We start from the raw sequence: 20,208 nt of genomic DNA, 5'->3' as shown, positions 1-20,208 counted from the left end.
TGGCGCCGCTTTCAGACGCGACCGCTCAAAGAGGACGGCCCACCGTCCGTCCGGTCGCGATCCCTCCCCCGGCTTTTCCGCGTCTTCGGCGACGCCAGGCACACGAGAGAATCGGCCCACGGCCCAGGAATCGACATGACCACACCCCAAGCTTCTCACGCCCACGTCAATCTCAGCAGCGCCGAACTGATCGAGCGGTCAGTGGCCAGCGGCGAAGGCCGCCTGGCCGCCAACGGCGCCCTGGTGGTGAGCACCGGCGTGCGTACCGGTCGCTCGCCCAAGGATCGTTATATCGTCGACGAGCCCTCCACCAGCGCCAAGATCGACTGGGGCAGCGTCAACCGTCCCTTCGACGCCGAGAAGTTTGCGGCCCTCTGGGATCGTGTCGAGGCCTACCTGACCGGCAAGGAGCACTATGTCTCCGAGCTGCACGTGGGCAGCGACCCGGACTACTACCTGCCGGTACGCGTGCAGACCGAAACCGCCTGGCAGAACCTGTTCGGCCGCACCATGTTCGTGCGCCCCGAGGCCTACAACCCCTCTGCCAAGGCGGAGTGGACCATCCTCAACGCCGCCAGCTTCGAGTGTGACCCGTCCCGCGATGGCACCAACTCCGACGGCACCGTGATCATCAACTTCGCCGAGAAGAAGGTGCTGATTGCCGGCATGCGCTACGCCGGCGAGATGAAGAAGGCGATGTTCTCGGTGCAGAACTTCCTGCTGCCCGAGTTCGACGTGCTGCCGATGCACTGCTCCGCCAACGTCGGCGAGGACGGCGAGACCTGCCTGTTCTTCGGCCTCTCCGGTACCGGCAAGACGACCCTCTCCGCCGACCAGGCGCGCTACCTGATCGGTGACGACGAGCACGCCTGGGGTCCGGGTACCGTCTTCAACATCGAGGGCGGCTGCTACGCCAAGTGCATCGACCTCTCCGAGAAGAACGAGCCGGTCATCTGGAACGCCATCAAGTTCGGCACCGTGCTGGAGAACGTGGTCCTCGACGATCGCCGCGAGCCGGACTACGCCGATGACAGCCTGACCCAGAACTCGCGTGCCGCCTATCCGCTGGAGCACGTCGAGAAGCGCGTTCCCGAGAACCGCGCCGGCGAGCCCAACGCCATCGTCTTCCTGACCTGCGACATGTCCGGCGTACTGCCCCCGGTCTCCGTGCTCTCCAAGGAGGCCGCGGCCTACCACTTCCTCTCCGGCTACACCGCCAAGGTGGGCTCCACCGAGATGGGCTCCTCCGAGGGCCTGGCCGCCACCTTCTCCACCTGTTTCGGCGCGCCGTTCTTCCCGCGTCCGGCGCGTGAGTACGCCGACCTGCTGATCAAGCGCGTGGAAGAGAAGGACGCCCAGGTCTACCTGGTCAACACCGGCTGGACCGGCGGTGCCTACGGCGAAGGCGGTTCGCGCTTCTCCATCCCGACTACCCGCGCCATCATCAGTGCCATTCAGTCCGGCATGCTGCGCGAGGTCGAGACCCAGCGCCTCGATGGCCTCAACCTCGACGTGCCCACCGCGGTGCCGGGCGTCGACTCCAGCCTGCTCAACCCCCGTGAGACCTGGGAAGACAAGGACGCCTACGACCGTCAGTGTCAGGAGCTGGCCGCCAAGTTCGTCGACAACTTCAAGAAGTTCGACGGCGTCAGCGACGCGATCGTCAAGGCGGGCCCCAGCCTGACCTGAGCACAGCACTCGGGGCCCTTGCGGGGCCCTGTTGCATGAAAGAACCCGACACCGCCTAGACGGTGCCGGGTTCTTTCGTATGGTGGGAGGTCTGCAACCTTAATCCGGCGCTTGTTGTTTCACTCCTTGAGGTCGGGGAAGTCCTCCTCCCGGAACTCCAGCTCGCCGCGCTCATCGCTGGCCTTGTGTACCTCGGCCTGGCGCAGCTCCACCCGGCGGATCTTGCCCGAGATGGTCTTGGGCAGGTCGGCGAACTCCAGCCGGCGGATGCGCTTGTAGGGCGCCAGTCGCTCCCGGGCGAAGGCGAGGATATCCCGGGCCAGTTCGGCGCTGGGCTCGTAGCCGGCGGCGGGAATGATATAGGCCTTGGGTACTGAGCTGCGCACCGGGTCGGGGCTGGGCACGATGGCCGCCTCGCCCACCGCAGGGTGCTCGATCAGCACGCTCTCCAGCTCGAAGGGGCTGATGCGATAGTCGGACGCCTTGAAGACATCGTCGGCCCGGCCCACGTAGGTGATGTAGCCCTGGTCATCGATGCTTGCCACGTCGCCGGTGCGGTAATAGCCGCCCTGCATGGCCGCCGCCGTGCGCTCCGGGTCGTTGGCATAGCCCACCATCAGGCCGGCGGGACGCTCCTCACCCAGGGCCAGGGCTACCTCCCCTTCGCTTGCCGGCTGACCCTCGGCATCCAGCATCGCCACCCGGTAGCCGGGCAGGGGGCGCCCCATGGAGCCTGCCTTGAGCGGCTGGCCCGGGGAGTTGCCGATCTGGGCGGTGGTCTCGGTCTGGCCGAAGCCGTCGCGGATGGTGATGCCCCAGGCGCGTCGCACCTGCTCGATCACCTCGGGGTTGAGGGGTTCGCCGGCGGCCACCGCCTCGCGCAGGGCGACTCGGTGGGCGGCCAGGTCCTGCTGGATCAGCAGTCGCCATACCGTGGGCGGTGCGCACAGGGTGGTGATCTCGTAGTCCGTCAGCACCTTCAGCAGGGCGGCGGCGTCGAAGCGCGAATAGTTGTAGAGGAACACGCAGGCGCCGGCGTTCCAGGGGGCGAAGAAGCAGCTCCAGGCGTGTTTGGCCCAGCCCGGCGAGCTGATGTTGAGGTGGCGGTCCCCTTTCTGCAGGCCGATCCAGTAGAGGGTGGAGAGATGCCCCACCGGGTAGGACTGATGGGTATGGGTGACCAGCTTGGGCTGGGAAGTGGTGCCCGAGGTGAAGTAGAGCAGCATGGGGTCGTCGGCGGGGGTCGGCCCGTCGGGGGTGAAGGCGTCGCTGGCGTTGTGTGACTCGGCGAAGTCATGCCAGCCTTCGGCGGCGCCGCCCACGGCGATGCGCGTCAGGCCGTCCTGGCGGCCCGCAAACTTGTCCAGATGCTCATGGCCGATCACCAGGTGGCGGACCTGGCCGCGGGTGATGCGATCCTCGAGATCCTCCGGGGTCAGCAGGGTGGTCGCGGGAATGATCACCGCACCGAGCTTGATGGAGGCCAGCATCACCTCCCACAGCGGCACCTCGTTGCCCAGCATCAGCAGCACCCGGTCGCCCCGCGCCACGCCCAGGGAGCGCAGCCAGTTGGCGGCCTGGTTGGAGCGCCGCGCCATCTCGGCGAAGCTAAGCTTCGCCTCCCGGCCATCCTCCTCGACGATCCACAGCGCCGGGGCGTCATTGTCCCGGGCCATGACGTCGAAGTAGTCCAAGGCCCAGTTGAACTCGCTGAACGTCGGCCAGCGGAAGTCGCGATAGGCGGTGTCATAGTCCTCGCGGTTGGCCTGCAGGAAGTCGCGGGCGGCGAGGAAGCGCTCCAGCGCCGGAGAACTCGATGGTGTCGGCATGTTCTGATCCTTCTTGTTGTTGAGAGCGTTATCGAAAGCGTTGTCGAGCGTGTTCTTGCTGCCGAGCGTGATGCTGCACGACGGTGTAAAAGGTGCTGAGGCTAGAAACTCTAGCCAGATTCTGGCCTGCCTGTCCAAGAACCAAGCGAACGCTTGGACTAAAGTTGCCTGCCCCGTGGTGGCGGCGGCCGTGCGTGGCTCGTCCCGGCGTTTGTGATACCTTGTCGCGATCGTTTTTCGAGCATCAGTGAAGGGGTTACATGGACGCCACCAAACGCATCATCACGCGCCTCGCCGAGGAGCTTTCCGTTCGTCCACAGCAGGTCTCGGCCACGCTAGAGCTGCTCGACGGCGGGGCGACCGTGCCCTTCATTGCCCGCTATCGCAAAGAGGTGACCGGCGGGCTCGACGACACCCAGCTGCGCCAGCTCCATGAGCGCCTGGGTTACCTGCGTGAGCTGGAGGAGCGCCGCGCCACGGTGCTGACGGCCATCGACGAGCAGGGCAAGCTCAGCGACGAGCTCGCCGGGCTGATCCAGGCCGCCGATACCAAGCAGCGCCTGGAAGACCTCTACCTGCCCTACAAGAAGAAGCGCCGCACCAAGGCCCAGATCGCCCGCGAAGCGGGCCTCGAGCCCCTGGCCGACGCCCTGCTGGCCGACCCCACCCTGGACCCGGAGGCCGAGGCGGCCAACTACTTGCGCCCCGCGGAAGGTGATATTCCCGCCATCGAGGACGCCAAGGCGGCCCTGGATGGTGCGCGCCAGATCCTGATGGAGCGCTTTGCCGAGGATGCCGAGCTGGTGGGGCGGTTGCGCGAGCGGCTGTGGAGCGAGGGAGAGCTCTCTGCCCGGGTGATCCCGAGCAAGGAGGCCGAGGGCGCCAAGTTCTCCGACTACTTCGAGCACGACGAGAAGCTCGCCAAGGCGCCGTCGCATCGCGCGCTCGCCATGTTCCGCGGCCGCAACGAGGGTGTGCTGACCTTGGCCATCCGCCTGCCCGGCGAGGAAGAGGCACCGATCCATCCCGCCCAGGTGGCCATCGCCCGACACTTCGAGGTCCATGACGAGGGGCGCGCCGCGGACAAGTGGCTGCGCGACGTGGTGCGCTGGACCTGGCGGGTCAAGCTCTACACCCATCTCGAGACCGAACTGCTGGGTCGGCTGCGCGAGCGCGCCGAGCTCGAGGCCATCGAGGTCTTCGCCGCCAACCTCAAGGACCTGCTGCTGGCCGCCCCGGCGGGGCAGAAGGCGACCCTTGCCATCGACCCGGGCCTGCGCACCGGCTGCAAGGTTGCCGTGGTCGACGCCACCGGCCAGTTCCTCGAGCACGCCACCATCTACCCCCACGCCCCGCGTAACGCCTGGGACGCCTCGCTGGCCGAGCTGGCCAGGCTGGTGGAGAAGCATGACGTGGCGCTGATCGCCGTGGGCAACGGCACCGCCAGTCGCGAGACCGACAAGCTCGCCGGCGACCTGGTCAAGCGGCTGGCTGGCAAGCGCTCGCTCTCCAAGGTGATGGTCAGCGAGGCCGGTGCCTCGGTCTACTCCGCCTCGGAGTATGCCTCCCGCGAGCTGCCCGACCTCGATGTCACCATCCGCGGCGCGGTTTCCATCGCCCGCCGCCTGCAGGACCCGCTGGCCGAGCTGGTCAAGATCGAGCCCAAGTCCATCGGTGTGGGTCAGTACCAACATGACGTCTCCCAGGTGCAGCTGTCGCGAAGCCTGGAGGCGGTGATCGAGGACTGCGTGAACGCCATCGGCGTCGATCTCAACACCGCCTCGAGCGCGCTGCTCTCGCGGGTGGCGGGCCTCTCGCCGGCGCTGGCCGAAGCCATCGTCGCGCGGCGCAACGCCGAGGGACCTTTCGCCAGTCGCCGGCAGCTGCTCGAAGTCAGTCGCCTGGGCCCCAAGACCTTCGAGCAGTGTGCCGGCTTCCTGCGCATCATGAACGGCGACAACCCGCTCGACGCCAGCGCCGTGCACCCCGAGGCCTACCCCCTGGTGGAGCGCATCGCGGAGAGGAGTGGCCGAGAGCTTTCCAGCCTGATCGGCGACAGCGCCACCCTCAAGGCGGTCAAGCCCGCCGAGTTCGCCGACGAGCGTTTCGGGGTGCCCACGATCACCGATATCCTGGTCGAGCTCGACAAGCCGGGCCGCGACCCGCGCCCCGAGTTCAAGGCCGCGGAGTTCCGTGAGGGGGTCGAGACCCTCAACGACCTGGAGCCGGGGATGATCCTCGAGGGCAGCGTCACCAACGTCACCCACTTCGGCGCCTTCGTCGATATCGGCGTGCACCAGGATGGCCTGGTGCATATCTCGGCGCTATCCGACAAGTTCGTCGAGGACCCGCGCTCGGTGGTCAAGGCCGGCGATATCGTCAGGGTGAAGGTGATGAGCGTCGACCTGGAGCGTGCCCGCATCGGGCTCTCCATGCGCCTCGACGACCAGCCGGGCGAGGAGGGCGAGAAGCCCCGCCGCGGTGGTGGCGAGCGCCAAGCCCGCGGCGGCCAGAAGCCGCCGCGCAAGGGCGCCGGGCGCGGCAGCGATGCCGGCCAGGGCGGGCAGATGGGTGCCCTGGGGGCCGCGTTGCTCAAGGCCAGGAAGAAAAGCTGACGGACAGCTGCAGTAACAACTGGCCAATAGCCCAGGGCTATCGCAGTTTCCCGGCGTGAGGGCTATCTACGATCGACCTGGTAAATAGCCGGCTAAACTTTGAATCCGGCGCATCAGGCACCATAATCAGCATATTTTACGGGCGCCGCTTTGGCGCCCGTATCACTATCAGCGAGGCGTGCCGCCTCGGCGCCTACCATCGCGCCTTTCCAACACAAGGGGTGTTACCTTGTCCGATACACTCGCCAGTCTTGTTTCCCGCCTGGAGGGCCATGCCCGCCAGGGTGAGTTCAGCCGACTGCGTCGCGGCCTCGAGAAGGAGGGGCTGCGCGTCGACCCCGAGGGGCGCGTCGCCCAGACGCTGCATCCCCATGCGCTGGGCTCCAAGCTGACCCATCCGCATATCACCACCGACTACTCCGAGGCGCTGCTCGAGTACATCACGCCGGTCACCTGTCGGCCCGCCGATGCCCTGGAGTTCCTCGGCGACCTGCACCGCTTCAGCTATCGCTACCTGGGTGATGAATTGATCTGGCCGGGCAGCATGCCGGCGCGCCTCGACGGCAACGACAGCATCCCCATCGCCGACTATGGCAGCTCCAACGTGGGCACCATGAAGCGGGTCTATCGCCAGGGGCTCGACGTGCGCTACGGGCGCATCATGCAGGCCATCGCCGGGGTGCATTACAACGTCTCGCTGCCCGACGACCTGTGGACGCTGCTGCGTGATCTCGATGGTGCCCAGGACACGCCGCTGAACGACTATCGATCGGCGCGCTACTTCGGCCTGATCCGCAACTTCCGCCGCCACAGCTGGCTGCTGCTCTACCTGTTCGGCGCCTCGCCGGCCATCGACCGCAGCTTCCTGCCCGACGGTCGGATCCCCGAGAAGCTCGAGGCCCACGGCGAGGAGACGCTGATCTCGCGCTACGCCACCAGCCTGCGCATGTCGGACCTGGGTTACCAGAACAAGGTGCAGGAGCAGCTCAAGATCTGCTTCAATTCGCTCTCCAACTACGTCAACACCCTGCGCCACGCCATCTCCACGCCGTGGCCCGCCTACGAGGCGCTGGGCGTCAACGAGAATGGCGAGTGGCGCCAGCTCAATGCCAACATCCTGCAGATCGAGAACGAGTACTACAGCGATATTCGGCCCAAGCGGGTGGCCCGTCACGACGAGACCCCCAGCCAGGCCCTGGAGGCCCGCGGGGTGGAGTATATCGAGGTGCGCTGTCTCGACCTCAATCCGCTGCTCACCCTGGGCGTGGACGAGCCCCAGATCCACTTCATCGACACCTTCGTGATGTGGTGCCTGCTGTCCGAGAGCCCGTGGATCCCCGATCCCGAGTGCGACACCCTCGACGATAACCGGCGCCTGGTGGTGGAGCGCGGCCGCGATCCCGAGCTGCGCCTGTGCCACGCCGGCACCCCGCGCAGCGTGGCCGACTGGGGCGGCGAGATCCTCGGCGAGATGCGTCGGGTGGCCGAGCTGCTCGACCGCCTGGAGGAGGGTACGCCCCACGCCGATGCCGTGGCCGCCATGCTGCCGCGGCTGGAGGATCCCGCACTGACTCCCTCCGGCCAGCTGCTGGCACGCCTGCAGGAGCGTAACGAGGAGCTTTCCGAGGCGATGCTGGGCATTGCCCGGGAGCAGGCCGAGCGGCTGCGCCAGGAGCCCATGGACCCCGGCCGCGAGAGGCTCTTCGACGAGCTGGTGGAGACCTCCCATCGCCAGCAGGCGGAGATCGAGGCCGCCGATCGCGTCTCCTTCGCCGACTTCCTGAGCGACTACTTCGCCCGTGCCCGGGAATCCCGGGTAACCGATGGGGTCAGCCAGTGAGTGCCCTGTCTCGCCTCTCCGTGCGCCAGTGGAGCCTCGCCGGCCTGGCCTTCTGTGTCCTGATGATGGCGGTGGCCCTGGGACTCGAGCATATCGTCGGCCTCGAACCCTGCCCGCTGTGCATCTTCCAGCGCGTGGCGGTGATAAGTGCCGGCGTGGTGTTCGCCCTGGCGGCCATCCACAACCCCGCCGGTCGCCTCGGCTCAGCACTCTACGGCGTGCTGGGCCTGGCCGCGGTGGGTGGCGGCATCGGCGTGGTGAGCCGCCACCTGTGGCTGCAGTCGCTGCCCGCCGACGAGGTGCCCAGCTGTGGCCCGGGCCTCGACTACATGCTGGATATCCTGCCGCTGCAGGAGGTCGTGAACATGGTGCTCTCCGGCTCCGGGGAGTGTGCCGAGATCGACTTCCTGTTCCTGGGCATCACGCTGCCGGGCTGGACCCTGGTGGGCTTCATCGTGCTGGCCCTGGCACCGCTGGGCATGCTGCTCTCGGCCTTCCGCGAGCGCTGAACTGCCGTCGAGGATTGCCATGCTCTACCGCGACTTCGCCACCCAGGAAGCCATCGACCGCGCCTACGATCCGATGATCGGTCGCGACCCGGCGGCGCTGGTGGCCGACTGGCGGGCACGCAGCGACGCTGCCCGCCACCGCGTATCCCGCGACGTGCCCTACGGACCCAGCCTGGCCGAGCGACTCGATCTCTATCACGCCGCGGATCGCAAGGAGGGTGAGCGCGCGCCGTTGCACCTCTTCTTCCACGGCGGCTACTGGCGCTCGCTGGGCCACCGGGAGTTCGGCTTCATCGTCGACGACCTGGTGGCCGCCGGGATCTCGGTGGGGGTGGTCAACTATGCGCTCTGTCCTACGGTGCGCTTCGCCGAGATCGTGCGCCAGGCCCGCGCCGCCGTGGCCTGGGCGTATCGCCACGCCGCCGAGGAGGGCTGCGACCCGGCCAGCATCAGCGTCTCCGGCCACTCCGCCGGCGGGCACTTGTGTGCGATGTTATTGGCCACCGACTGGGAAGGTGTCTACGGCCTGCCCAACGACCTGATCAGGGGAGCTCTATGCGTCAGTGGCCTGTATGACCTCGGCCCCTTCCCCTGGTCCTGGCTACAGCCCAAGCTCAGGCTCGATGGCCGCGACGTCGCCGAGTTCAGCCCGGCCTTCCTGCCCAGCCGAGTAGCGGCGAAAGTGAGCCTGGTGGCGGGTGGTGAGGAGTCCGGCGAGTTCACCCGACAGATGACGGACTACGCCACCCACCTGGGCGAGCAGGGCATCGCGGTCGAGCAGGCCGTGCTGCCCGGCGACGACCACTTCTCGATCCTCGAGCACTATCTCGATAGTGGACGCCTGGCCAGGACCGTCATGGGGTTTCACACTCCCAGATAGCGGTCGCGCAGCGACTCGGTGAGCGCCTCGGCGGGGCCCGCCCAGGCGCTGCGGCCCTTCTCCAGCAGCACGCAGCGATCGGCCAGGGGCAGCAGCTCCGAGAGGCTCTTGTCGACGATCAGGATCGCCTGGCCCTGGCCCTTGAGGCGGCCGATCGCCTGCCAGATCTCCCGACGGATCACCGGCGCGAGCCCCTCGGTAGCCTCGTCGAGCACCAGCAGCCGCGGGTTGGTCATCAGCGCCCGGCCGATGGCCAACATCTGCTGCTCGCCGCCGGACAGGGTCGCCGCGGCCTGGCGGTCGCGCTCTCCCAGGCGCGGGAAGAGCGCCTCGACCCGCTGCAGTGTCCACTCGCCGGCGCGTGCGGCCACCAGCAGGTTCTCGCGCACCGTCAGGTTGGGGAAGCAGCGTCGTCCCTCCGGCACCAGGCCCAGCCCTAGGCGGGCGATGCGGTGGGGCGCCAGGCCGCGCAGCTCGCGCCCCTCGAAGGTGATGCGCCCGGCGTGGGGTGGGGTGAGCCCGAAGATCGAGCGGATGGTGGTGGTCTTGCCCATGCCGTTGCGCCCCATCAGCGCCACCATCTGGCCAGCCTCCACCGCCAGGTCCACCCCGAACAGGGCCTGGGCCGGGCCGTAGCGGGTCTCGATGGTTTCCACCTTGAGCATGACGGTCACTCTCCCAGGTAGGCGTCGCGAACCTGCGGGTCGCGACGGATGGTGTCGCCATCACCGTGGGCGATGACCCGACCGGCGACCAGCACCGAGATGCGCTCGGCCAGCCGGAACACCGCCTGCATGTCGTGTTCGATCAGCAGGATCGGTACCTCGAGCCTCAACGACTCGAGCAACTCGGTGAGTCGCGCCGAGCCCTCGGGGCCGAGACCGGCCATGGGCTCGTCGAGGAGCAGGGCACGAGGCTTCATCGCCAGGGCGCAAGCCACCTCCAGCGCGCGGCGTTCGCCGTGGGAGAGCTCGGCCACGGGCGTCCAGGCGCGGTGGGCCAGCCCCATGCGCGCAAGCGCCGCCAGTGCCGGTTCGATCAGGCGCGGGTCGCGCTCCGCCGGCTTCCAGAAGCGGAAACTGTGGCCGGCCTGGGCCTGGACACCGATCATCACGTTGCGGATCGCTGGCAGCGGCTCGGCCAGCGACGAGACCTGGAAGCTGCGGCCCAGCCCGCGCCGGGCACGGGCGGCGACGCTCAACCCGGTGATCTCCTCGCCGCCGAGCAGGATGCGTCCGGCGTCGGGACGCAGGCTGCCGGCGATCTGCGCGATCAGCGTCGACTTGCCGGCGCCGTTGGGACCGATGAGGGCGTGGATCTCGCCGGGCCTCAGGGTCAGCGAGACGTCGTCGGTCGCGGCCAGGGCGCCGAAGCGCTTGTGGAGCCCCTCCAGGGCCAGCACAGCCTCAGCCATGGGGCTCCCTCCCCGCCAGCCAGCCCATCACGCCGTGGCGGGCGAACAGCACCACGCCGAGCAGCACCAGGCCCAGGAACAGCTGCCAGTACTCGGTCAGCCCGCCGAGCAGGGTCTCCATGCTGATATACAGCACGGCCCCGGCCAGGGGCCCGTAGAGGCGGCCCACGCCACCGAGAATGACGATCACCATCAGCTCGCCGGACATGTGCCAGCTCAACATGCTGGGGCTGACGAAGCCGTTGAGGTCGGCATACAGCGCACCGGCCAGGCCGGTGATCATCGCCGAGATGACGAAGCTCACCAGACGCACCGGATAGGGGTTGATGCCGGCGGTGGCCAGGCGGGTGTCGTTGAGTCGCGCCATGGTGAGTGCCGCGCCGAAGCGCGAGCCCATCAGCCGCGAGGTGAGCGCCATGGCCAGCACCAGGCCGGCGAAGCAGATCAGGAAGAAGGTCAGCGGGTCCTGGGTATCCAGGCCTGGCAGGGTGTTGCGAATATAGATCGGCAGGCCATCCTGGCCACCGTAGGTGGGCCAGGAGTTGGCGAAGTAGTAGACCATCTGGGCGAAGGCCAGGGTGATCATGATGAAGTAGACCCCGCTGGTGCGCAGCGAGACGGCACCGATCAGCAGCGCCAGCAGGCCGCAGGCCAGCATCGCCAGCGGCCACAGCACCAGCAGGTTGTCGCTGCCGGGGAGCATGCCCATGAAGGCGGTGGTGTCGAAGGCGTGGTAGGCGCCGATGCCGGCCACATAGCCGCCCAGGCCGAAGTAGGCGGCGTGGCCGAAGCTGACCATGCCGCCGTAGCCCAGCGCCAGGTTGAGGCCTACCGCGGCCATTGCGATCAGCGTCAGCCGTGAGGCGAGCGTCACGTAGTAGGTGTGCCCCGTGAGGTCGGCGGCCACCGGCAGCACCAGCAGCAGGGCGAGCATGACGAGCTGCACCGTGCCCCGGCGGCCAAGGCGACGCGGTGGACGGGTGGGCAGGTCGCCGGGGAGGGTGCCGGAAGGCGTCTGGTCAGTCATTGACGGCGAAGAGTCCCTTTGGCTTGAAGGCCAGGATCACGGCCATGAGGATATAGATCAGCATCGAAGCCAGGGCGGCACCCACGTCGGTGGCCTCGGAAGGCGGCAGGAAGCCGCGGAAGAACAGCGGCAGGAAGACCCGACCCAGGGTGTCCACAACGCCGACCAGCAGGGCGCCGAACAGCGCCCCCTTGATGGAGCCGATGCCGCCGATCACGATCACCACGAAGGCGAGGATCAGCACCGGCTCGCCCATGCCTACCTGCACCGATTGCAGCGCGCCGACCATGGCTCCGGCCAGGCCGGCCAGCCCCGCCCCCAGCGCGAACACCGCGGTGTAGAGGCGCGAGATGTCGATGCCCAAGGCGCCGATCATCTCGCGGTCGCTCTCCCCGGCGCGCACGCGCATGCCCAGCCGGGTCCGCGAGATCAGCAGGTAGAGGCCGACCGCCACGCTGATGCCCACACCGATGATCACCAGGCGGTAGAGCGGGTAGCGGGCGTCGCCGGGCAGGGTGACGAAGCCCGACAGCCACGGCGGCGTGTTCAACCACAGCGGCGAGGAGCCGAACAGCCAGCGGGTCCCCTCGGAGAAGATCAGGATCAGTGCGAAGGTGGCCAGCACCTGGTCAAGATGCGGGCGGTGGTAGAGGCGACGGATCACCACCAGTTCCACCACGGCACCCACCGCGGCGGCGCCCAGCAGTCCCGCCGAAATGCCCAGCAGGAAGGAACCGCTGGCGGAGGTCACCGCGGCGGTGAGGTAGGCGCCCACCATGAAGAAGGAGCCGTGGGCCAGGTTGATCAGCCCCATGACTCCGAACACCAGGGTCAGGCCGCTGGCCATCAGGAACAGCATGGTGCCCAGCTGCAGGCCGTTGATCAGTTGTTCGAGAAGCAGGGTGGCTGACAAGCGATAAGATCCGTGCGTGGTGAATGGTGAATGGTGAATAGTGAGTGGCAGCCATTCACGACTCACCACTCACAAGCGCAAAGCGCGCTTACTACTTACATCTTGCAGTCGACGTGGTAGACGTCCTGGATATCTTCCACGGCGATACCGAGCAGGCGGTTGGTGGGCTCGCCATCCTCGCCTGCGACCACCTCGCGCACATAGATGTCCTGGATGGGATGCTGGTTGGGGCCGAAGCGGAACTCGCCGCGCACCGAGTCGAAGTCTGCCTCGCGCAACGCCTCGCGGAAGGCGTCCTGGTCGTCGGGGTGGGCCTTCTCCAGGGCGGAGAGGATCAGGTTGGCGGTATCGAAGCCCTGGGCGGCATACAGGGTCGGCATGCGGCCATAGGCCTCGCGGAAGCTTTCGACGAAGGCGTGATTGGTGGCTTTGTCGAGGTCGTAGGCCCACAGCGAGGTGTTCCTGGCGCCGATGGCTGCCTCGCCCACCGCTTTTATCAGGATCTCGTCGAAGGAGAAGGCGGCGCCGAACACCGGCATCTCCACGCCCGCGTTCTGCCACTGCTTCATGAAGGAGATGCCCATGCCGCCGGGCAGGAAGAAGAACAGGCTGTCGGCATCGCTGGCGCGGATCTGGGCGATCTCGGCGGCGTAGTCGGTCTGGCCCATCTGGGTGTAGAGCTCGTCGGCCACCTCGCCCTCGTAGAGGTGCTTGAAGCCGGCCAGGGCATCGGTACCCGCCGGGTAGTTGGGGGCCATGATGATGGGGTTCTCGTAGCCCTGCTCGCGCATCCAGGCGCCCATGGCACCGTGCAGGTTGTCGTTCTGGTAGGCGGCGTTGAAGTAGTTCTCGTGGCACATGCGCCCGGCGAGGTCCGAGGGCCCGGCGTTGGGAGAGAGGTAGAAGGTCCCCTGGCGCACCACCGAGGGCACCACGGCCATGGCCAGGTTGGACCAGATGATGCCGGTCATGATGTCCACGTCATCGCGCTGCATGAACTCGTTGGCCAGGTTGCGCGCCAGATCGGGCTTGCGGGCATCGTCCTGCACCAGCACCTCGATATCGTCGCGACCCGACTGTTCGATGGCCAGCAGGAAGGCGTCGCGCACGTCGACACCCAGATGGGAGCCGCCCCCGGAGAGGGTGGTGATCATGCCGATCTTCACCTCTTCGGCGTGGGCGGTGGCAAGGCCGCCGGCGAGGAGCAGGCCGAGACCCAGGCGAGCAAGCTGTTTCATGGAGAACCTCGGGAGTGTTGTTGTTGAGCAGTGGCTTGGTGTGGTTGGCGTCGACATAGACTACCAAGTAAACGCCGGCGCCAGGCAATCGAAAAGGCCGCGATGGTCCTCTTGACGCCATGGGTTCTCCACGTTTGCGGTCGCAGGATTGACAGCCGTCGATGGTAGCGCGACTCTGAGGCTCACCCGGCCGGGCGCTGGACGCCCTCGGTACCCGCGAGCTTGCTCGACCAAACGAATGGAGGCCCCATGCTGGAAGACTGCAAGAGCGCCCTGGAGCGCTGGGGCGGCGTACACAAGCTGATCGATCGTTGGCTGGATGAGCGCCGCGAGCTGCTGGTCAACTTCGTCGAGCTCAAGGAGGCCTGCGACGCCGAGCTGGAAGCGGTGACCAAGGAGCGCATCGACGGCTTCAGCGAATTGCTGATGGACTACATCAGCGCCGGCCACTTCGAGGTCTACCCCCAGCTGCGCGAGGAGGCCCGCGCCTTCGAGGACGACTCGGCCCTGACCCTGGCCGACCGCCTGCTGGAGCGCCTGGAGATGTCCACCGAGCTGGTGCTCGACTTCGATGCCGAGTACGCCAGCCCCGGCCGCGTGCGCCAGCACCTCGCCCGCCTGCCTGCCTGGCTGGAGCGCCTGGCCCACGGCCTCACCGAACGCTTCTCCCTGGAAGACCAGCTGATCGGGCGCATCCATGCCCGCCACGCGCCGGATGCGGCCCGGGCGGAAGCCGCCAGCCGTACCTCGTAGGAGCGCGATTGATCGCGCGATTACACGGCCCAACGCCGCTGTATCGGTCTCCAGTCGCGAGACGCAGTCTCCCTCCTACTGCTTGGATTCAGGCTTTTTCCACCGGGGTTCCAGTACCAGCATGCAGGGCGTCAGCAGCAGCGTCAGACCGGTGGCGAAGGTCAGTCCGCCGGCGATGGCGCTGGAGAGCTGGGTCCACCACTGGGTGGAGGGGGCGCCGATCCCCAGGCTGGGAGCGAGCAGGTCGATGTTGATCCCCAGCACCATGGGCGTGAGGCCCAGCACCGTGGTCACCGCGGTAAGCAGCACCGGCCGCAGACGCAGGCTGCCCGCCTCCAGGGCCGCCTCGAAGGGGCTGAGCCCCTCCCCGCGCAGTTCGTTGTAGGTGTCGATCAGCACGATATTGTTGTTCACGACGATCCCCGCCAGGGCGATGATGCCCATCCCCACCATCACGATGCCGAAGGGCTGGGCGTTGGCCAGCAGCCCCAGCAGCACCCCCGCGGTGGAAAAGACGATCGCCGAGAGCACCAGCCCAGCCTGGTAGAAGCTGTTGAACTGGGTCACCAGGATCAGCGCCATCAGCCCGATGGCCACCATGAAGGCGCCGGCCAGGAAGCGGCTCGCCTCCTGCTGGTCCTCCTGCTCGCCGGCCACGCTCAGCTGCACGCCCTCGGGGGGCTCGCCGGCGGCCTCGAGCAGGGCTCGCAGTCGCTCGTCGGCGCTAGCGTCGCTGGTCACGTCGGCCTCGAGGGTAATGGCGCGGCGGCCATCGATGCGGTGCAGGGTGCCCACCTTGGGAGCCGGCTCTACCGACACGAAGTGCGATAGCGGTACCTGCCCCCGGGAGGTGTTGAGGCTCAGCCGGCCCAGCTGGTCCAGGGTGCGGTCGCCCTCGGGCAGGCGCACCCGGATATCCACCTCGTCGTCGACCCCCTCGGGTCGGTAGCTGGCCACCTGGACCCCGGTGGTCAGCAGCTGCACCGCGCTGCCCACGCTGGTCACGTCGGTGCCGAAGCGGGCCGCCGCCTCGCGGTCGACGATGATCCGCCACTCCACCCCGGGCAGGCTGCGGTTGTCCTCGACGTCACGGAAGCCGCCCAGCTCCCCCATCAGCTCGCGCAGCCGGTCCACCGCCTGGTCGGCGAGCTCGGGCGTCCGGCCGCCGATCTCCAGCACGATCGGCTTGCCCTCGCCGGGCCCCATCTGCTGCTCGCGGAACTCCAGGGTCAGGCCGGGCAGGTCGGCGGTCCGCTGGCGCATTTCGTCGAAGATGCCGGTCAGCGGCCGACGCCGGTGCCAGTCGATCAGCTGGAACTGCAGCACGCCGATGACGTCGGCACCGAGCTGCTCGTTGGGGTTGGCGAAGGAGCGCGCATAGAGCGCCTCGACCTCGCTCATGCCGCCCAGCCTCGCTTCGACCCGGCGCACCATGGCGTCCTTCTCCTCGATGGAGAAGTCACCGCGGGTGCGCACCATCACCTGGGCGGTGTCGGGCTCAACGCTGGGGAAGAACTCCACGCCGTGGTTGAAGCGCGCATAGGCGGTGTAGATCAGCGCCATCAGCAGCACCGCGAACAGCAGGGTCAGCACCGGGTGGGCGAGCAGCCGTGACAGCGCCGTGCGATAGAGCCGGCCGCCGGCCGTGGCGTCCACCGGCGCCGAGCCCGCAGAGGCTGCGCGAGCGCCGAACACGCCGCCCAGGGTGGGCAGAAAGACCAGCGCCATGGCCAGCGAGGCGAGCAGGCAGAGGATCACCGTGGCCGGCAGGTACTTCATGAACTCGCCCACCATGCCCGGCCAGAACAGCAGCGGCACGAATACCGCCAGGGTGGTGGCGGTGGAGGCGATCACCGGCCAGCTCATGCGGGTCGCTGCCTCCAGCCAAGCCTGGCGCGGCGCCATGCCCTGGTGCAGGTGGCGGTCGGCCAGTTCGCTGACCACGATGGCACCGTCCACCAGCATGCCGGCCACCAGGATCAGCGCGAACAGCACCACGATATTGAGGGTGTAGCCCACCGCCCAGATCATCAGGATGCCACTGAGAAAGGCCCCGGGGATGGTCAGCCCCACCATCAGGGCGCTACGCCCGCCCATGGCCGCCAGGATCACGATCAGCACCAGCACCACCGCGGTGACCACGTTATTGAGCAGCTCCGAGAGCATGTCTTCGACGAACTCGGATTGGTCGGTGATGGTGGTGACCTTGAGCCCTTCGGGGAGCATGCCGGCGGCCTCGTCGAAGAGTGCCTGGACCTGCTCCACGGTGGCGATGATATTGGCGCCGGCGCGCTTGGAGATCTCCAGCACCAGCGCCGGCTGGCCGTCGATGCGCGCATACCCCTCGGGGTCCTTGAAGGTGGGACGGATGATCGCCACGTCGCCGAAGGTCACCACCCGGTCGCCGTCCACCTTTACCGGCATGGCCATCACATCCTCCAGGGTCTCGATGACCCCAGGCACCTTCATGCCCAGGCGGCCCGCACCGCTGTCCAGGCTGCCGGCCGCCACCAGGCGGTTGTTGCGGCTGACCAGGTTGAACAGGGTGGCGAAGTCGATGCCGTAGCTTTCGAGCACCAGCGGATCGACCACGATCTCCAGCAGCTCCTCGCGGTCGCCGCCGATATCCACCTCCAGCACCTCGGCGATGCCCTCGATCTCGTCCTTGATGCGTCGCGCGATGGCCACCCGTTGGGTCTCCTCCACGTTGCCGGAGAGGCCGATGGAGAGCACCGGGAACTCGCTGACGTTGACCTCCACGACGCGCGGCTCGTCGGCTTCGGAGGGCAACTCGGCCTTGGCGATATCGACCTTCTCGCGCACGTCGGAGAGCGCCTGGTCGGCGTCGAAGCCGGCATCGAACTCCAGGGTGATGGAGGCGTGACCCTCGCTCGACTGGGCGGTCATCTTGCGCAGCCCTTCGATGCTGCGCAGCTCCTGCTCCATGGGGCGCACCAGCAGCCGCTCGCCGTCTTCGGGACTGACCCCCTCCAGGCTCATCGCCACGTAGATCATGGGGATGGCGACGTCCGGATTGGCCTCCTTGGGGATCGCCTGCCAGGCGCCGAGGCCCGCCAGCAGCAGGGCGGTCAGCAGCAGCAGGGTGGTGCGGGCGCGCTCCTGAGCGGCCGCGATCAGCTGGCGCATCTCAGCGGGCCCCCGTGCCGACGGTGGCTGCGTCGGTGTCGCCCTCGAGGCTGTCGGGGGCCACCGGCGTGACGCGCTCGCCGACCTCCACCAGGCCGGCCCCCAGGGTGATCAGCCGCACCGGGTCGGGGAGGCCGGCCACCCGGGCGCTCTCGAGGTCGGCATCGACCAGGGTGACCCTGGTCTGCACCACCCGGTCGTCGGCATCGAGGTGCTTGACCGCCAGCTCGCCATCGGGGTTGAGCACCAGCAGGGCAGGCGAGAGTCGGTGAACCCGGCGCTCGGGCAGGGTGATCGCCAGCGTGGCGCTGGCGCCGGCCAGGCGACGTCGCTCGGGGTTGTCGGCGCTGACCTCGACCCGGAAACTGCGAGTCGCCTCCTCGGCGCGGCGGGCCACCATGCTGACCTCGCCGGATAGTCGCGAGCCGTCAAGCAGGCGCAGCTCGGCGGGCAGACCGGCGGCGAGGTCCAGGGCGTCGCGCTGGGGCGCCCAGGCCGCGGCAACGAGCCGCGAGTCGTCCACCAGCCGACCCCAGGCCTCGCCCACCTGCACCAGTTCGCCGAGCTCCACATCGAGCCGATCCAGGGTGCCGGGGAAGGGGGCCTTAAGGCGGGTGTCGGCAAGCTGGCGCTGCAGCGCGGCAAGCTCGGCCGTGGCGCGACTCGCCTGGGCCTGCAGGCGCAGGTATTCGGGGCGCGAGATCAGCTTGCGACTGAGCAGTGACTCGGCGCCGGCGAGCTCCGCCCGGGCCAGTGCCAGGTCATCCTCGGCCTGGCTCAGGCGCGCGGGCAGCTCCTCACGGGCCAGCGCCAGCATGACCTCGCCCGCCTCGACCCGACTGCCTTCCGCCACCGGCAGTGCCTCCACGTGGCCGGACTGGCGGGCGCGCAGCTCCAGTTCGCGTTGCGCCTCGAGCTCGCCCTGGAGTATCAGGGTGGGGGCATGGGTCTCGGCCTCGCGGCGCTCCACCTCGACCCGCGGCGCGTCGGCTTTGGCGGCCGGCTGGGCCTCCGGCGGGGCATCGCGAAAGCCCTGGATGTCACCCAGCAGCAGCCAGGCGAGCAGGGCGATGACCAGCCCGATGGCCAGCAGGGCGGGGAAGGGGGGAAGACGGCGGCGGGGCATGCGGGTGATCCATCAGCGGCATGAAGGCGCCAGCATACTATTCTCGAGAGGCACACTCATACAGCCGTTTGTCGCACCACTCACTCCCGCCCTACGTCGCATTGAGTTTTGTGCGGTGCAGGCATACCATCTTGGCGGTTTGTTTTCAGGCCAGTGCGGGCCCGGCGCCCGCCCGGCTCGTCCTCACGGCGACAACCCGCGCGTTGACAACCCAAGGAGCCACCATGAAAGAACCCGTTCGCATTGCCATTACTGGCGCAGCCGGCCAGATCAGCTACTCCCTGGCTTTCCGCATCGCCTCTGGCGACATGCTGGGCAAGGACCAGCCGGTCATCCTGCAGCTGCTCGAGATCACCCCGGCCATGGACGCCCTGAATGGCGTGGTCATGGAGCTCAATGACTGCGCCTTCCCGCTGGTGCAGGAGATCGTCGCCACCGACGATGCCAACGTTGCCTTCAAGGATGCCGACTTCGCCCTGCTGGTGGGTGCCCGTCCGCGCGGCCCGGGCATGGAGCGCAAGGACCTGCTGGAAGCCAACGCGGCGATCTTCTCCGTGCAGGGCAAGGCGCTCAACGACAACGCCAGCCGTGACGTCAAGGTGCTGGTGGTGGGCAACCCGGCCAACACCAACGCGCTGATCGCTTCCTGCAACGCGCCGGACCTGGACGCCAAGCAGTTCACCGCCATGACTCGCCTGGACCACAACCGCGCCCTGACACAGCTGGCCCAGAAGACCGGCAAGCACGTCAACGACGTTGAGAGCATGATCATCTGGGGCAACCACAGTGCCACCCAGTACCCCGACATCGCCCACTGCAAGGTGGACGGCAAGCCGGCTCCCGAGCTGGTCGAGCGCGACTGGTACGAGAACGACTTCATCCCCACCGTGCAGCAGCGCGGCGCGGCCATCATCAAGGCCCGCGGTGCCTCCTCAGCTGCCTCTGCTGCCTCTTCCGCTATCGACCATATGCGCGATTGGGCACTGGGCACCGATGGCAAGATCGTCAGCATGGCGATTCCCGCCGACGGCAGCTACGGCGTCGAGCCGGGCATCATCTACTCCTACCCGGTGACCTGCCAGGGCGGCAAGTACGAGATCGTCCAGGGTCTGGACGTCGACGACTTCAGCCGCGAGCGGATGAACGCCACCGAGCAGGAGCTGCGTGAAGAGCGCGCCGCGGTCGAGCATCTGCTGGGCTGAACCCCAGTTTGAAGCTGTAAGCTTTA

Annotated in this window: 15 protein-coding genes; 7 read left to right on the top strand and 8 right to left on the bottom strand. The window is 67.9% G+C overall.

Translation table 11 applies throughout. The features are described 5' to 3' along the window. Nucleotides 1-135 precede the first annotated feature (135 nt). On the top strand, nt 136-1,689 hold the full coding sequence (locus ACJ7IV_RS11935; RefSeq protein ID WP_483864574.1) for a phosphoenolpyruvate carboxykinase: 1,554 nt from the start codon (nt 136-138) through the stop codon (nt 1,687-1,689). 119 nt (nt 1,690-1,808) lie between these two features. On the opposite strand, the gene ACJ7IV_RS11930 is transcribed toward ACJ7IV_RS11935, so the two are convergent. Then, nucleotides 1,809-3,518, bottom strand: coding sequence for an AMP-binding protein (locus ACJ7IV_RS11930; protein WP_483864573.1), 1,710 nt, complete (start codon nt 3,516-3,518; stop codon nt 1,809-1,811). Between the two features lie 260 nt (nt 3,519-3,778). On the opposite strand from ACJ7IV_RS11930, the gene ACJ7IV_RS11925 reads away from it, so the two are divergent. From ACJ7IV_RS11925 to ACJ7IV_RS11910, 4 genes are all read left to right on the top strand, one after another. Beyond that, entirely contained in the window at nt 3,779-6,133 is a 2,355-nt protein-coding gene (locus tag ACJ7IV_RS11925) for a Tex family protein (RefSeq protein WP_483864572.1), read from the top strand. 229 nt (nt 6,134-6,362) lie between these two features. Beyond that, entirely contained in the window at nt 6,363-7,973 is a 1,611-nt protein-coding gene (gshA, locus tag ACJ7IV_RS11920; RefSeq protein WP_483864571.1) for a glutamate--cysteine ligase, read from the top strand. A gap of 5 nt (nt 7,974-7,978) precedes the next feature. Continuing rightward, on the top strand, nt 7,979-8,482 hold the full coding sequence (locus ACJ7IV_RS11915; protein WP_282039632.1) for a disulfide bond formation protein B: 504 nt from the start codon (nt 7,979-7,981) through the stop codon (nt 8,480-8,482). A gap of 19 nt (nt 8,483-8,501) precedes the next feature. Beyond that, the gene (locus ACJ7IV_RS11910) at nt 8,502-9,362 is read left to right on the top strand and encodes an alpha/beta hydrolase (RefSeq protein ID WP_483864570.1); all 861 of its coding nucleotides are present in this window, start codon (nt 8,502-8,504) and stop codon (nt 9,360-9,362) included. Here the strand turns inward: ACJ7IV_RS11910 and ACJ7IV_RS11905 are convergent. The 5 genes from ACJ7IV_RS11905 to ACJ7IV_RS11885 all read right to left on the bottom strand — a co-directional run bounded on the left by ACJ7IV_RS11905 (nt 9,347) and on the right by ACJ7IV_RS11885 (nt 13,954). After that, the gene (locus ACJ7IV_RS11905; RefSeq protein ID WP_483864569.1) at nt 9,347-10,027 is read right to left on the bottom strand and encodes an ABC transporter ATP-binding protein; all 681 of its coding nucleotides are present in this window, start codon (nt 10,025-10,027) and stop codon (nt 9,347-9,349) included. The two genes, ACJ7IV_RS11910 and ACJ7IV_RS11905, sit on opposite strands and share 16 nt — an antisense overlap. Before the next feature lie 5 nt (nt 10,028-10,032). After that, the gene (locus ACJ7IV_RS11900; RefSeq protein WP_483864568.1) at nt 10,033-10,776 is read right to left on the bottom strand and encodes an ABC transporter ATP-binding protein; all 744 of its coding nucleotides are present in this window, start codon (nt 10,774-10,776) and stop codon (nt 10,033-10,035) included. After that, nucleotides 10,769-11,710 carry a branched-chain amino acid ABC transporter permease gene (locus tag ACJ7IV_RS11895; RefSeq protein ID WP_483866584.1) on the bottom strand — a complete coding sequence of 314 codons (942 nt, stop codon included), beginning with the start codon at nt 11,708-11,710 and terminating at the stop codon, nt 10,769-10,771. The genes ACJ7IV_RS11900 and ACJ7IV_RS11895 overlap by 8 nt, the downstream gene beginning before the upstream one ends. An 85-nt stretch (nt 11,711-11,795) precedes the next feature. Further along, a complete protein-coding gene (locus ACJ7IV_RS11890) occupies nt 11,796-12,716 on the bottom strand; it encodes a branched-chain amino acid ABC transporter permease (RefSeq protein ID WP_483864567.1) in 921 nt (306 codons plus the stop codon). 95 nt (nt 12,717-12,811) lie between these two features. Continuing rightward, the gene (locus ACJ7IV_RS11885) at nt 12,812-13,954 is read right to left on the bottom strand and encodes an ABC transporter substrate-binding protein (RefSeq protein WP_483864566.1); all 1,143 of its coding nucleotides are present in this window, start codon (nt 13,952-13,954) and stop codon (nt 12,812-12,814) included. 249 nt (nt 13,955-14,203) lie between these two features. Here ACJ7IV_RS11885 and rsd point away from each other — a divergent pair, with 249 nt between their 5' ends. Next, nucleotides 14,204-14,707 (top strand): sigma D regulator, encoded by a 504-nt coding sequence (rsd, locus tag ACJ7IV_RS11880; protein ID WP_483864565.1) that lies wholly within the window; start codon nt 14,204-14,206, stop codon nt 14,705-14,707. Between the two features lie 75 nt (nt 14,708-14,782). On the opposite strand, the gene ACJ7IV_RS11875 is transcribed toward rsd, so the two are convergent. Together ACJ7IV_RS11875 and ACJ7IV_RS11870 are read right to left on the bottom strand one after the other, a co-directional pair. Beyond that, the gene (locus ACJ7IV_RS11875) at nt 14,783-17,854 is read right to left on the bottom strand and encodes an efflux RND transporter permease subunit (protein WP_483864564.1); all 3,072 of its coding nucleotides are present in this window, start codon (nt 17,852-17,854) and stop codon (nt 14,783-14,785) included. A gap of 1 nt (nt 17,855) precedes the next feature. Next, a complete protein-coding gene (locus tag ACJ7IV_RS11870) occupies nt 17,856-18,980 on the bottom strand; it encodes an efflux RND transporter periplasmic adaptor subunit (protein WP_483864563.1) in 1,125 nt (374 codons plus the stop codon). A 224-nt stretch (nt 18,981-19,204) separates the two neighbouring features. Between ACJ7IV_RS11870 and ACJ7IV_RS11865 the strand changes: the two genes are divergently transcribed. Further along, nucleotides 19,205-20,182: a malate dehydrogenase gene (locus ACJ7IV_RS11865; protein WP_483864562.1), complete on the top strand. Its 978-nt coding sequence runs from the start codon at nt 19,205-19,207 to the stop codon at nt 20,180-20,182. Nucleotides 20,183-20,208 lie beyond the last annotated feature (26 nt).

Source organism: Halomonas sp. C10-5, assembly GCF_057169305.1.
The sequence above is the reverse complement of the archived record's forward strand: the minus strand, read 5'-3'. Positions and strand labels throughout refer to the sequence as shown.

Coding starts and splice junctions, on each gene's coding strand:
- ACJ7IV_RS11935 (WP_483864574.1), top strand. CDS start 136: ATGACCACACCCCAAGCTTCTCACGCCCACGTCAATCTCAGCAGCGCC.
- ACJ7IV_RS11930 (WP_483864573.1), bottom strand. CDS start 3,518: ATGCCGACACCATCGAGTTCTCCGGCGCTGGAGCGCTTCCTCGCCGCC.
- ACJ7IV_RS11925 (WP_483864572.1), top strand. CDS start 3,779: ATGGACGCCACCAAACGCATCATCACGCGCCTCGCCGAGGAGCTTTCC.
- ACJ7IV_RS11910 (WP_483864570.1), top strand. CDS start 8,502: ATGCTCTACCGCGACTTCGCCACCCAGGAAGCCATCGACCGCGCCTAC.
- ACJ7IV_RS11905 (WP_483864569.1), bottom strand. CDS start 10,027: ATGCTCAAGGTGGAAACCATCGAGACCCGCTACGGCCCGGCCCAGGCC.
- ACJ7IV_RS11900 (WP_483864568.1), bottom strand. CDS start 10,776: ATGGCTGAGGCTGTGCTGGCCCTGGAGGGGCTCCACAAGCGCTTCGGC.
- ACJ7IV_RS11895 (WP_483866584.1), bottom strand. CDS start 11,710: ATGCTCGCCCTGCTGCTGGTGCTGCCGGTGGCCGCCGACCTCACGGGG.
- ACJ7IV_RS11885 (WP_483864566.1), bottom strand. CDS start 13,954: ATGAAACAGCTTGCTCGCCTGGGTCTCGGCCTGCTCCTCGCCGGCGGC.
- rsd (WP_483864565.1), top strand. CDS start 14,204: ATGCTGGAAGACTGCAAGAGCGCCCTGGAGCGCTGGGGCGGCGTACAC.
- ACJ7IV_RS11875 (WP_483864564.1), bottom strand. CDS start 17,854: ATGCGCCAGCTGATCGCGGCCGCTCAGGAGCGCGCCCGCACCACCCTG.
- ACJ7IV_RS11870 (WP_483864563.1), bottom strand. CDS start 18,980: ATGCCCCGCCGCCGTCTTCCCCCCTTCCCCGCCCTGCTGGCCATCGGG.
- ACJ7IV_RS11865 (WP_483864562.1), top strand. CDS start 19,205: ATGAAAGAACCCGTTCGCATTGCCATTACTGGCGCAGCCGGCCAGATC.